We start from the raw sequence: 13,732 nt of genomic DNA on the forward strand, positions 1-13,732 counted from the left end.
TAATTACGTTTTGATAAATAACTGTTAGCCTTAACTTATAATAACTATACATAGAGTTTCAAATGACCGAACAATACAACTCAGACTCCATTGAAGTACTTAGTGGTTTAGAGCCTGTGCGCCGCCGCCCTGGTATGTACACCGACACCACACGCCCAAACCACTTGGGTCAAGAAGTTATTGATAACTCAGTTGATGAAGCGCTTGCCGGTCATGCCCAGAATATTCAGGTTATTCTAGATAAAGATCAATCGCTTGAAGTTATCGATGATGGTCGCGGTATGCCAACAGATATTCATCCTGAAGAAGGAGTATCTGGCGTTGAACTTATTTTTTGTAAATTACATGCTGGCGGTAAGTTCTCAAATAAAAGTTACCAGTTTTCAGGTGGTTTGCACGGTGTTGGTATTTCTGTGGTTAACGCCTTATCTACCCGCGTTGATGTTGCCGTCAGACGTGATAGTAAAATCTACGAAATGGCCTTTGAAAATGGTGATAAAGTTGAAGAGTTACGTGAAACTGGAACAGTAGGTAAGCGTAATACCGGAACCAGTGTTAAGTTTTGGCCAGATGCTAACTATTTTGATACTCCTAAGTTTTCAGTACGACACCTAACCCATCTACTTAAAGCTAAAGCTGTTTTATGCCCAGGCTTAACTATTAAATTTCATGATAAGAATGAAGATAAAAAATATGAGTGGTGCTATGAAGATGGTTTAACCGACTATCTAATCGACTCAGTAAAAGACTATGTTTCTTTACCTGAAAAACCCTTTGTAGGTAGTTTTAGTTCGCAACTTGAAGCGGCAGATTGGGCGGTAACTTGGTTACCTGAAGGAGGGGATAGTATAGGTGAAAGTTATGTTAACTTAATTCCGACTATTGCTGGCGGTACTCATGTTAATGGTTTACGCCAAGGTTTACTCGAATCAATGCGTGAGTTTTGTGAATTTCGCAACTTATTACCGCGCGGCGTAAAGCTAACCCCTGATGATATCTGGGACAGATGTAGTTATATTTTATCTATTAAAATGCAAGACCCACAATTTGCAGGGCAAACCAAAGAGCGATTATCGTCTCGTCAATGTGCGGGATTTGTTACTGGTGTTGTTAAAGACGCCTTTAGTCTTTGGTTAAATGAACATACCGATAAAGCTGAAGCCTTAGCTGATTTTTGTATCAACAATGCGCAAAAACGAATGCGTGCCAGTAAAAAAGTTGTTCGTAAAAAAATCACTCAAGGTCCTGCTTTACCAGGGAAATTAACTGATTGTGGTAGCCAAGATTTAGCTAGAACAGAGCTGTTTTTAGTGGAAGGTGACTCTGCTGGCGGTAGTGCTAAACAAGCAAGAGATAGAGAGTTTCAAGCTATTATGCCACTGCGCGGTAAAATTCTTAATACGTGGGAAGTAGACTCAGGGCAAATCCTTGCTTCACAAGAAGTACATGATATTTCAGTCGCCTTGGGGATTGACCCCGACAGTGATGATTTATCAGAGCTGCGTTACGGTAAAATTTGTATTTTAGCGGATGCTGACTCGGATGGATTACATATTGCCACTTTACTGTGTGCATTATTTACTCAACACTTTTTACCATTAGTACAAGCGGGGCATATTTATGTTGCTATGCCTCCATTATATCGAATTGATATTGGCAAAGAAGTTTATTACGCCTTGGATGAAGCCGAAAAAGATGCCACTTTAGATCGTATTGAAGCAGAGAAAAAACGCGGTAAAGTTAACGTACAGCGTTTTAAAGGTTTGGGTGAAATGAACCCATTACAACTGCGTGAAACCACTATGGACCCTAATACACGTCGCCTAGTGCAACTAACCGTTGATGATCATAGTGAAACGATGGAATTAATGGATATGCTATTGTCGAAAAAGCGCAGCCCTGATAGAAAAATATGGCTACAGAGTAAAGGTGATGAAGCCAATATAGAGCTTTAATAGCCTCAATTTTCAAAGTCAGTTAATGTTAAGCATAGTAATATTTACTGAGAGTAAAGCCTAAGTAAGTTCGAGTTTAAAGGTAAACTTCAAATGAGTGCAGAAAGTATTCCTAGCTATTTAGCTGGGGCAAATAGCGATCCTTTAATGACTATAATGGCGTTTACGCTTGTAGGATTAATATTAATTGGTGGCGTATTATATTTTAAGTTACATGCGGCGCCAGAGCACATTGCTCACGGTAAAAATCATACCCAAATACAACTTATTACAGTATTAACATTGTTAGCTTTATTTACCCACAACAGTATTTTTTGGGTTGCAGCCTTAGTTATGGCTGTGGTTGAACTTCCAGATTTTTTAACGCCATTAAAGTCTATTGCTAAATCTTTAGCCACTATCGCTAATAACCAGAATAAAACGGCTTACTCAACTGAGCCCGAATTCACGTCATCAACACCAGCTCAGTCAACATCAATAAATAAAGTTACAACAACAGTTGAAGAGTCTGCTGTTAATGAGCAAACTCTGAATGTTAAAGTTGATACAAAATCTGATACTAAAGCTAATACAGCCGTTGATGTACCCGTAAAGGAGTACAATTAAATGTTTGAAGTACTGTTTTGCTCACTCATAACTATTCTACCTGACTATTTATTTCGTAAATATCGCCAAGGTAAAACTTGGGGAAAAGAAATAAATTTTTTCACGGTTTGGTATGAACTACGTTGGGGGATAACAGCTTGTGCCATTCTTTCAATTTCTCTAGTAACCTTGATTTTTTATTACCATCCATCAACAACTAGTGCAACGCCAATGTTTAGAGTGGTTTCTATTGTCCCAGAGGTAAGTGGTAGAGTTGAACATGTTTATGTTAAAAACCATGAAAAAGTAACTGCTGGCACACCACTATTTAGTATGTATGATGAGTCGCAACTTGCGATCATTGAACAAGCAAAATCGACAATTAAGCAAGTGGACTCTGAGTTTTCTAGTGCTTACTCTCAACTCGAAGTAGCAAAAAACAATGTTGAAAAGGCGAACAGTGCCTATTTAAGATCTAAACATGATTACGATCGAAAGAAAAATTTGTCACTTAAAGGTCAAAATATTATTAGTGACAGTGAAGTAGAAAAAGTAGCAGATACCGTGGCAATTCATAAAGCGGATTTATCGGCAGCAAAGTCTAATCAAAAATCTGCAGAAGCCTACATTAAAGAAGTTTTACCCGCTAAAAAAGAAAGTGCTATTAAAGCGTTACATCAAGCTGTTATTGATGAAGATAAACACACAGTTTATGCCCATATTGATGGAGAATTGCAGCAATTTGCCATACAGCCTGGTGATATTGTAAACCCAATGTTCCGCTCGGCGGGTATGATAGTGCCTACTTCAGGGGATGCATCTGGTAAAGAAGGTGTTCAAGCTGGTTTTAATCAATTAGCGGGTAATGTAATCAATATTGGCACCTTTGCAGAAATCACCTGTTTATCTAAACCTTTTACAGTTATAGCTATGAAAGTTGACAGGATACAAGGTGTTATTTCTACAGGTCAAATACGAACTGCGGAAACCTTAATAGATATACAAGAGCGAGCAATGCCAGGAACACTGTCTGTTAGGTTAGTTCCACTTTATGAAGGTGGTCTTGACGGGGTTTTACCTGGTACTAGTTGTATCGCTAATGCTTATAGCTACCATCATGATTTAATTAATAGTGGCACCTTAAGTACTACGGATGTAATTTATTATCATATAGTTGATACTGTAGGTATTGTTCATGCCATTATTTTACGTATGCAAGCATTATTATTACCGGTTAAGGTGTTAGTTTTTTCAGGACATTAGGCTCTGTTGAAGCGCTTAATTTTCACCGAAAGTAATAAAATAAAGGTCCTCGTTTATAGAGGACTTTTTTATATTCAGTTATTAGTAAAAGTAACACAGAGTTGGTTAGCTTTAACGAGTAATTAAAGTTAATATTTATGTTAAATATAACGGTTTAACTCTCTAGATAAATCGTTTTATACTGCACTATTCACTTGTGTGAAAAACAGTCATTTTTGCGGGTTATGTTGCGGGCCATGTTGTGGTGTAGTTAGGCCATAAGGAATTATTCTTTGTTGTGTATTTTAAAAAAATTTCAAGTCTTTATCATTAGGATAAGTGTGCTTTATTGCTTGATTTTTACTGCAGTGGCAGCTCAACAGCAAGATAATATTCAGTTATTTGATCAAATAATTGAACAAGTTAAAATACTGAAGAAAACAGATTTAACCTCATCGCTCAAGCAACTAACCGTTTTTGAAAATCAACTTAGTGCCCTGACCATAGAACAAAACCTACTCTATTTTAAGTTGCTTTGTGAAATTCAAATTGCACAAAATAAATATAGTGCTGCTAAAGAAACGGCTAATCAAGGGCTGAATATTACCAAGCAACTTGCTAGTCCAAGCTTAATTATTAGTGAATTATTATATCTAAAAGGTTTTGCGTTTGAGAGTTTGGGCGATCTTAACCAAGCGGCTAAAGAATATAAAAAAGGCTTAGAAGTTGCCGAATCATTACATAGTAAAGTACAAATTGCAGCAGGACTTATCAACTTAGGTACTATTGCCTACCTGAGAGATGATTTAAAGCGAGCATTAATACTACTTAATGATGCCTATAATATTGCTGGGAAAACTGATGATGAAAAAATAAAAGGTACAGCTAACTCTGTGCTTGGTATTTTGTATTCGCATTTGCAACAGGATGAGCAATCAATGGCTTATTACCAGCAATCTTACTTACATTTTAAAGCTGCGGGTATGTTACTGTCTGCACATAATAGTTTACATAATATTGCCTCCAAACATGCATCAAATAAAAACTACGCACAAGCAATTAATGTTTTTAAACAGTTAATTGCAGAATCAAACAAAGACACGACAAATGATAGTATGTTTGCCGTCTATTCTGGTTTGGCATGGGCTTATATAAAGCAAGATAAGAGTAATCCAGAAGCAGCATATCAATATTTATTAAAAGCTAAAGAGCATTTACAATTTACTGAAAAAATTGATGATAAGTTAAAGTTTTATATTGATGAAGCCTACATTCTCGCTGAATTAAAACGTTTTGATGAAGCGCTGGGGAGTATCGAAACGGTTATTAAAATATTAGCCCTTCGCCCTGACATGTCAAAAGCAAATAAAGAAGATTATTTGAGAATGATTGCACTCAATGCGAATGTTTTTTATCAGCAAAAAAAGTTTAAACAAGCTTATGATACTCAATCTCAATTGATTTTTTTGACCGATAAAGTATACGAAAATGAGGATAATAGTTCTATTACCCAGGTACGATTAAAACTTGAAGCAGAGCAAGCAGATAAACAAAATAAACTACTTTATAACGAGCAAGCACTTTACGAAGCGAGTTTAAATGAAGTTAATTTAGAAAATAAAATACAGCGTCATTATCTTATTATTAGTGCTTTGGTTGCCCTAGCTTTTGCTTGGGTTCTGGTTAAATTAATACAAAGTCAGCAACGACTTAAAATAGCCTCAAATATCGATGCTTTAACAGGCGTCGCCAACAGACGTAGCTTAATGAACAAATCTCAAGAGGCATTTGAACTTGCCAAAATGCAAGCCAATCCATTAAGTATACTGATGATAGATGTTGATCATTTCAAAAATATTAATGACAGTTTAGGGCATAACGTAGGTGATAAAGTATTAAAGCAACTTGCATTACTCAGTAGTAGTATGATGCGAAAAAGTGATATTTTTGGTCGTTTTGGTGGTGAAGAGTTTATGATCTGTTTGCCCAAAACTAATTTTAAGTCAGCCATGGATATTGGTGAACGTATACGCACTTGTATAAATGAATATTCATGGCAAATAAAAACTATTGATAAAGTAACTGTGAGTATTGGTGTAGCCTGTTTAGCCGATGAAAGTGATTTAGTTAGTTTAATAAAAAAAGCCGATGAACAGCTCTATAAAGCTAAAGAATCAGGCAGGGATAAGGTGTGTGGCGATGATTTATATTAGCCCAAATATGCTTAAAACTGTTTTTGCACTCTTTTTATTAATGTTAACAGTTAGCCCTTACTCTTTAGCAAGTGAGACACCTAGCGCAGAAGCCATTAAAAACAAAACAGTAGTAATAAAGTCGGTACAAACGCCTGTTACCCAGGTATTACCCATTAACCCAGATTTAACCGAGTTGTTAGTTCAGTTGAAACCTTCAACGGTAGATAGGCATAGGGTTGAAGGTTTGCTAGCAAAATTAACCTTATCAAAAGCCCCTCTTAATGCCGCAGAGCAATATTTGCTATTAGTTGTGCAAGCTTTGGTTAAAGAAAAGCTAGAATCAACGGCGATTGTTAATCAGGACATAAATAAAAGTAATGTTGTTGAACTTTTAGCGCAAGCAGAAAAATTATCTGGTCAAATAGCTGAGGAACAACTTGTTCAGCCTGATTTTTTACAACTACATTTAATATTAGCAGCTCACTTTGAGAATCAAGGTAATTATGAGTCCGCTTATTTAGAGAAAAAATATTACCTGAAAAAATATCATATTTACCGTAAAAATAAGCGTCTAGCCATGATCGCCAGTTTAGAAAAATCATTTGAAATGCAGGATAAAAAAGCAACTAATGCATTATTAAAAAGTCAGAATGAACTAAAATTTCGCAGGGTAGCTGAGGTTAAAGAAGAACAAGCAATACAACAATATAATTTTACGTTAATTATTGGCACTGCAATTGTTTTTATCTTGCTGTTCTTTAGACAATTAAGAGTACGTAATAAGCTCATTCGTCTGACATTGACAGATGCTTTAACGGGCGTCGCAAATCGCAATGCTCTATTTGAATCAGGTAATAGCATGGTTAAACGATTTTCTGATCAACCTGAGGAGTTATCTGTATTACTATTAGATTTAGATAACTTCAAAAATATTAACGATGCGTATGGTCACAATGTAGGTGATAAAGTGCTAATGATAGTTGCTAGATTGGTAAAAGAAACTATGCGATCTCGTGATCTGTTTGCACGCTTAGGCGGGGAAGAATTTGTTGCTTTATTACCTTATGCGGACATTCATAAAGCTAAAGCGATAGCTATGCATATCAATGAAAAAATAGCTCAATTCAACTTTTCACTTATTATGTCTCAACGCCAGCTAACCATGAGCATTGGCGTAGCAACCATGAATAATAAGGAAATGAAATTTGATGAGTTATTACACTGTGCAGATCTAGCTATGTATCAAGCGAAAGAGCAAGGTCGAAATAGTGTCGTTTGTTATCAACATATTGCAGAATCACAAGAAAGGCGAGCTGACACAAATACGGCTCCGTTAGACTCAGAATGGGAGTTCTAAAGTTTAACAACCTAACTTTTGATGTTAATAATAGAGAGAGGGTAATAACGACACAGATCGGTCAGTATATTAACCCATTTAGCATTTAACTATTTTGTCTAAGCTCATAATCAGCTAAGCTATAGAAGTAACAAAAAGTAACACAAGCTAATAATGATAAACTATTGGCATAACCGCAATTAATAGTCTCGTTGACAAAATTAGACTAACTTTAGCTACCATTAATTTAACTAAAAGTTATCACTTAAAAGTTATGACTTTAAAAAGTAGCTTATAATCTTTATCAAAATAATAATAATTAGCCCTCGAAATATCAGGAAAATAAATTCATGTCAGATGTTCTCGAATATAGTCTCGATGGAGTAGAACAAGTCCCATTAAGACGTTTTACTGAAGAAGCTTATTTAAACTATTCCATGTACGTAATTATGGACAGAGCATTGCCACATATTGGTGATGGTTTAAAGCCGGTACAAAGGCGAATAGTTTATGCAATGTCAGAGCTGGGTTTATCGGCGGCGGCTAAATATAAAAAATCTGCGCGTACAGTTGGTGATGTATTAGGTAAGTTTCATCCGCATGGTGATAGCGCTTGTTATGAAGCCATGGTATTGATGGCACAGCCTTTTTCTTATCGTTACCCTTTGGTTGATGGGCAGGGAAACTGGGGTGCTCCTGATGATCCTAAATCATTTGCAGCAATGCGTTATACCGAATCAAGATTATCAAAATTTAGTGAAGTTTTATTGGCCGAATTAGGCCAAGGTACGGTGGAATGGCAACCCAATTTCGATGGCACCATGAAAGAGCCAATGACTTTACCATCTCGCCTTCCTCATATCTTACTCAATGGAATAACCGGTATTGCAGTTGGTATGGCAACCGATATCCCGCCGCATAACGTGCGCGAAGTTGCTGATGCGTGTGTACATTTAATTGAAAATCCAAAAGCTGAGATAAGTGAACTGTTAGAGTTTGTTCAAGGCCCTGACTATCCAACTGATGCGGAAATTATCACCCCAAAAGCTGATATTGAAAAAATGTATCAAACAGGACGCGGTAGTATCAAAATGCGTGCTGTGTATGATATTGAACATGGTGATATTGTTATTACAGCTTTGCCGCATCAAGCCTCTGGCGGAAAAATATTAGAGCAAATAGCAGGGCAAATGACTGCGAAAAAACTGCCGATGGTGGCCGATCTTCGTGATGAATCTGATCATGAAAATCCGGTTCGACTTGTTATTATGCCACGTTCAAATCGTGTTGATGTTGAACAGTTAATGCAGCATTTATTTGCTAGTACAGATTTAGAAAAAAGCTATCGCGTTAATATCAACATGATAGGTTTAGATAACCTACCAGCAGTTAAAAACTTAGGTGTTATTTTATCTGAATGGCTTGAGTATCGCCGCGAAACAGTGCGTAGACGATTACAGTATCGTTTAGACAAGGTATTAGCTAGGTTACATATTCTCGATGGTTTATTAATTGCTTATTTAAATATTGATGAAGTTATTGAAATTATTCGTGGTTATGACGATCCAAAAGCCGAGCTGATGTCACGCTTTGCATTGTCTGATTTACAAGCACATTCAATTTTAGAAATTAAATTACGTCAGTTAGCTAAACTCGAAGAAATTAAAATTCGAGCTGAGCAAGATGAATTAGCGATTGAGCGTGATTATTTAGAGAAAATTCTTAATTCAAAAGCGCGCATGAACACGCTAATGAAAAAAGAAATCTTGGAAGCAGCTAAAGAATACGGTGATGATCGCCGCTCTAAATTAGTTGAGCGTACAGAATCAAAAGCATTAACAGAAAAAGATTTAGTACCAAGTGAGCCTGTAACTGTTGTTATCTCCGACAAAGGCTGGGCGCGTTGCGCTAAAGGGCATGATATTGACCCTGCAAGTTTAAGTTACAAAGCAGGTGATAATTACTTATGTTCAGCAAAAGGGCGTAGTAATAATCCTGTGGTATTTATCGACTCAGGCGGGCGTGCTTTCACTACAGACGCGCATACCTTACCGACCGCTCGTTCACAAGGCGAACCATTAACAGGGCGTTTTAACCTAACAGCAGGGAAAAACTTTGTACATACCATTATGGCTGACGACGAAACTAAGTACTTATTAGTTAGTGATGCAGGTTATGGTTTTGTTGGCAAATTTGCAGAGATGGTTAGCCGAAATAAAAATGGTAAAGCGTTAATCACCTTGCCGGAGTCAGCTAAAGTTATGAAGCCACAGCGTATAGACGATATTGAGAATGATCACTGCCTTACTATTACTAGTGAAGGGCGGATGTTAGTTTTTCCAGTTAAAAACTTGCCCGTACTCGCTAAGGGTAAAGGTAATAAGATCATTAATATACCTACTGCGCGAGCAAAAACGCGTGAAGAATATGTAAGCTTATTATGTATAGTACCTGATGGAGCTTCTATAACTTTACATGCCGGAAAACGTAAATTAACCCTTAAAGCACTAGATATAGAGCATTACAAAGGCGAACGTGGCCGACGTGGTAATAAACTCCCACGTGGCTTACAACGCGTTTCGGCAATAGACGTTGAATCTATGATTGAAGATGTACCAGAGGAAGAAAGTTCAGCAGAGTAATTAACTAACTTGAGTTCGGGGTAAGCAAAGTGTTAAAGCCTTAATTATCCCTATTTCTTCGTTATGAAAGCTCCCAAAAACCTTTATCGGCTTTACTTGCTAGACTTGAGATTTAATATTTATCTTCATTGAATTTCGATTAATACTTTAATACTGTTGGTTTAAGTTCTATAGGTGTCAACGCATTTTAGGACGGAGCAAGATCAAACAAAAAAGCCAATATCAAATGATATTGGCTTTTTTGTTTTTTATCGCGACAATCGCAACAAGTATAAAAGAGGAGTTATTGCTATTTTAACGCTGATCTTTTAGCTTTCTTCTTTTAATTCTGCATTATGATAAACGTTTTGTACATCATCACAATCATCTAACATGGCAATGAATTTTTCAAAGTTAGCTAAGTCTTCTTCACCTTCCACGGTAATATAATTTTGAGGGATCCAAGAAATCTCTTCAACTTCTAAATCATAATCAGGCATAGAGTTAGCAAACTCAGTTTTAATTTTGAAAAACTCAGTATGTGGTGCATATACGGTAATAATACCGTCTTCTAATTCAACATCAGTTACATCAATATCAGCCATCATTAATGTTTCCAACACGCTTTCATCATCATCGCCTTGAAAAGCGAATACAGCTTGTTGGTCGAACATGTGAGAAACTGAACCAGTGGTACCAATTTTAGAATTAGTTTTAGTAAAGCACTGACGAACATCTTTGATCGTACGGTTACCGTTATCGGTTAAACAATCGATAATAACCATACTATTACCAGGACCATAGCCTTCATAGCGTGCTTCTACAAAGTCTTCACCACCAGCACCTGATGCTTTTTTAAGTGCGTTCTCAATTACGTGGGTAGGAACTTGATCTTTTTTAGCACGATCAATTAAACCACGTAATGTAAGATTACCATCGGGATCAATACCACTATTTTTAGCACAAACGTAAATTGCTTTACCGTACTTAGAGTAAACTTTAGTTTTGGCACCTGCGGTTTTAGCCATAGATAATTTGCGGTTTTGGTAAGCTCTGCCCATCTCAATATCTTCTTTTGTAAGTTCAATAAATATAATGCCCTAGATTCTATCAGCCATACAGGGGCGTTGACTAGTGATCTGAGAATAATTTACTAATAAAATCGCATTTTATTCAAACAGAATACTCTATGTTTACCAAACTAAACCTTGTACTTCGCACAGAGCTTTTATACCTTATGGCAAATTAATTTTACGCTTAATTTAATATTTAGCTTTTATTAAATTTTGATTTAAGCACAGCAAATAAATGATGTACCAAGATTAGAGCCTATTTAAGAAAATTGTTAGTTATCTTGGATTCAGGTTAGTTGCTGAACTGTTGGTCTTTTTAGGCCGAACGTTGGCAATTAATATACTCTAATACTTTGTATTTATTATGGAAGATGTCTTTGGTTCTGTAAGGAATAACTATGAAAAAACTGATTTTTTGCTTTGACGGTACTTGTAATAATCCCGAAGATGTTGCCGACTTTTACGATGATAGTAGTATTAGTAATATTTTAAAATTACATATTTTATTCGGCGGTACACTAAATAATAAGGTGAATGATAAATCAAGTGCTGGGCTACTTAATAATACAAACATTACGAGTCAACATAGCTTTTATTACAGTGGTATTGGCAATCGTGGTAATTGGTTATTTAGAGCAGTAAATGCTGCATTTGCACCACCTTACGGGGAAATGAACGATATACTCAGTGAAGCGCAAACAGACTTTGCAAAACACTATTCACCCGGTGATAAAGTTTACATCTTCGGTTTTAGTCGAGGCGCTGCATTAGCCAGAATGTTTGCCGCACATTTATCAGCCCCAGTTACATTTTTAGGCGTATTTGATACCGTAGCGGCAACTAAAGGCTCATTAGATTTAAACCCTGACACGTTTCCTTCAAGTGGTATCGTTTTTGAAAATGATATTTTAGCGCCACATATTGAACGAGCATTGCATATTTTAGGGCTTGATGAGCGGCGTTTATGGTTTCAACCAACCTTATTTAACCATGACGAACGTGTTACTGAAGTTTGGTTTGCAGGAAGTCATAGCGACATTGGCGGCGGCTACTGGTTTGATGGTTTATCTGATGTTTGTTTACAGTTTATGCTCGATAATATTGCTGATGAACTGTTTATTTTATCAGTTAACGACATTGATTTTTCAAGGTTGCAAATATCGGGTTCAAAGGAGGTGATAACTTTCGATGATATTTACGTTAAACCATTATCTAACGGTAAGTTGCATGGTCAACTTTATACTTACGGCTATGCAATAACTCATGCTCCGCGTAGTGTCCGTATCAACCTGAATGAATTAGCGTCGAATTATACGCCAATAATTCATCATAGTGTTGTTGATCGCTTTAACCAGTTGGTTGATTATCGTCCTTATGCGTTACGTAATATTAATTATCAAATACTTGATGCTAACGGTAATTTAAGTGAACCGAGATTAGGGATATCAGGTTTATACTAATAATAGAAAACATTTATTAACATAAAGTTAGCTAGCATTAATTTATGTTCAAGTTATTATAGCAATTACTTACTTTTCATAATAATTACCCTTACTTGAGGGTAAATAAGGGACGCTCATGAGTAAACAGCTTTCTCCGCAAATTAGTGAACAAGAAATTATTAATAAAATAAAACAACGTCAATGCTTTACTGCAACAATAACAGGCGGTGCTTTCACCTTAAAAATTGAAAAGTATCTACCTATTTTAGCCGCGGCAATACATGATGGCGAAAATTTTAGAGCTGAGTTAGAAGATAACTGCTTACTTGAAAAGTCAGATCGTTATTATGAAGAAGACCCATACACGGGTAGCTTTATTAGCCAGCAACCCATCACCTTAATCGCCCATGATTCTCGTTATGAGTACGACTTAAACCGCATTAGCGATGAATGTGTTTATGAAACAGCATGGGGTAAAGAAATATGGAAAGTACCACTAAGCGATGAAATGATTGCTAGAAGTAAAGCAAAGCACGCTCAATTTTATCGAGTTGTTGCCGCTATTGTAGAAGCGTTACGTGAAGATTTTGGCGAATGTGTGGTGTACGATAATCACTCTTATAATTACAAGCGCCATGAACGTAAAGACTTACCGGTAATTAACCTAGGCACTAGCACAGTTAAAGGTGAGCACTGGCGTCCAATTATTGATAACTGGCTTAAGTCATTACAAAATATGAAAGTTGATGGTTTGAACATTACCGCCGCAGAAAATGATATTTTTTATGGTAAAGGATGCTTAGCAGGATTTTGTCACAGCCAATATGATAATGTTTTGGTACTTGCCACAGAAACTAAGAAAGTTTTTATGGACGAGTTAACAGGTCAGCCTGATGCCGTTGTTTTACCTTCATTACAACAAGTTTATAATGACACTATTGCCCAACATACGCAGTGGTATATTAATAACTACCATAAAAGCACCTAAATTTAAGGGCTAGGTACTAGGTAATAGAATACCTAGTCTCATAAATCTAGATTCTAAAACCTAGCCACTAAAGTCTAGTGGCTAGGGACTATTATTATCTAACCTGAGTTCGGGATAATGAAAGTGAGTAGAATAATAATATCAATCACTTAGGATTTTACCTTTACAATAGTTTTAATTATTCGTAGTACAAGGCAGGAAAGCGAAGACAATAACAGGTTAAAAGCGAAGACAATAACAGGTTATTGGGAGCTTTCATAACGAAGTAATACGGGTAATTAAGGCTGTTGTAGCA

General features: G+C 36.4%; 9 protein-coding genes. 8 read left to right on the forward strand and 1 reads right to left on the reverse strand.

Going from position 1 to position 13,732, the window contains the following annotated elements:
• Positions 1–62 precede the first annotated feature (62 nt).
• The 6 genes from parE to parC all read left to right on the forward strand — a co-directional run bounded on the left by parE (position 63) and on the right by parC (position 9,955).
• Positions 63–1,955, forward strand: a complete 1,893-nt coding sequence (parE, locus tag CWS31_RS02590) for a DNA topoisomerase IV subunit B (protein WP_101343538.1) — start codon at positions 63–65, stop codon at positions 1,953–1,955.
• 93 nt (positions 1,956–2,048) lie between these two features.
• The gene (locus tag CWS31_RS17825) at positions 2,049–2,561 is read left to right on the forward strand and encodes a hypothetical protein (protein WP_246143282.1); all 513 of its coding nucleotides are present in this window, start codon (positions 2,049–2,051) and stop codon (positions 2,559–2,561) included.
• Positions 2,562–3,803: an HlyD family secretion protein gene (locus CWS31_RS02600; RefSeq protein WP_101343539.1), complete on the forward strand. Its 1,242-nt coding sequence runs from the start codon at positions 2,562–2,564 to the stop codon at positions 3,801–3,803. It begins immediately after the preceding gene.
• Positions 3,804–4,123: 320 nt separating this feature from the next.
• The gene (locus CWS31_RS02605) at positions 4,124–5,995 is read left to right on the forward strand and encodes a tetratricopeptide repeat-containing diguanylate cyclase (RefSeq protein ID WP_246143283.1); all 1,872 of its coding nucleotides are present in this window, start codon (positions 4,124–4,126) and stop codon (positions 5,993–5,995) included.
• A complete protein-coding gene (locus tag CWS31_RS02610) occupies positions 5,982–7,334 on the forward strand; it encodes a GGDEF domain-containing protein (RefSeq protein ID WP_101343541.1) in 1,353 nt (450 codons plus the stop codon). The genes CWS31_RS02605 and CWS31_RS02610 overlap by 14 nt, the downstream gene beginning before the upstream one ends.
• Before the next feature lie 329 nt (positions 7,335–7,663).
• Complete coding sequence (gene parC, locus CWS31_RS02615; protein WP_101343542.1) at positions 7,664–9,955, forward strand: DNA topoisomerase IV subunit A; 2,292 nt, start codon at positions 7,664–7,666, stop codon at positions 9,953–9,955.
• A 308-nt stretch (positions 9,956–10,263) separates the two neighbouring features.
• Here the strand turns inward: parC and CWS31_RS02620 are convergent, their stop codons facing one another.
• Positions 10,264–10,995, reverse strand: coding sequence for a YebC/PmpR family DNA-binding transcriptional regulator (locus CWS31_RS02620; protein WP_101343543.1), 732 nt, complete (start codon positions 10,993–10,995; stop codon positions 10,264–10,266).
• A 410-nt stretch (positions 10,996–11,405) separates the two neighbouring features.
• Between CWS31_RS02620 and CWS31_RS02625 the strand changes: the two genes are divergently transcribed.
• Positions 11,406–12,467, forward strand: a complete 1,062-nt coding sequence (locus CWS31_RS02625) for a phospholipase effector Tle1 domain-containing protein (RefSeq protein WP_101343544.1) — start codon at positions 11,406–11,408, stop codon at positions 12,465–12,467.
• A 118-nt stretch (positions 12,468–12,585) separates the two neighbouring features.
• Positions 12,586–13,437, forward strand: a complete 852-nt coding sequence (locus tag CWS31_RS02630; RefSeq protein WP_101343545.1) for an N-formylglutamate amidohydrolase — start codon at positions 12,586–12,588, stop codon at positions 13,435–13,437.
• Positions 13,438–13,732 lie beyond the last annotated feature (295 nt).

It is taken from the genome of Colwellia echini, from assembly GCF_002843355.2.
GTDB classification, from domain to species: Bacteria; Pseudomonadota; Gammaproteobacteria; order Enterobacterales; family Alteromonadaceae; genus Colwellia; species Colwellia echini.

Excerpts from the sequence above, each read along its gene's own strand:
- parC (WP_101343542.1), top strand. The coding sequence starts at position 7,664 with ATGTCAGATGTTCTCGAATATAGTCTCGATGGAGTAGAACAAGTCCCA.
- CWS31_RS02620 (WP_101343543.1), bottom strand. The coding sequence starts at position 10,995 with ATGGGCAGAGCTTACCAAAACCGCAAATTATCTATGGCTAAAACCGCA.
- CWS31_RS02600 (WP_101343539.1), top strand. The coding sequence starts at position 2,562 with ATGTTTGAAGTACTGTTTTGCTCACTCATAACTATTCTACCTGACTAT.
- CWS31_RS02625 (WP_101343544.1), top strand. The coding sequence starts at position 11,406 with ATGAAAAAACTGATTTTTTGCTTTGACGGTACTTGTAATAATCCCGAA.
- CWS31_RS02630 (WP_101343545.1), top strand. The coding sequence starts at position 12,586 with ATGAGTAAACAGCTTTCTCCGCAAATTAGTGAACAAGAAATTATTAAT.
- CWS31_RS02610 (WP_101343541.1), top strand. The coding sequence starts at position 5,982 with ATGATTTATATTAGCCCAAATATGCTTAAAACTGTTTTTGCACTCTTT.
- CWS31_RS17825 (WP_246143282.1), top strand. The coding sequence starts at position 2,049 with ATGAGTGCAGAAAGTATTCCTAGCTATTTAGCTGGGGCAAATAGCGAT.
- parE (WP_101343538.1), top strand. The coding sequence starts at position 63 with ATGACCGAACAATACAACTCAGACTCCATTGAAGTACTTAGTGGTTTA.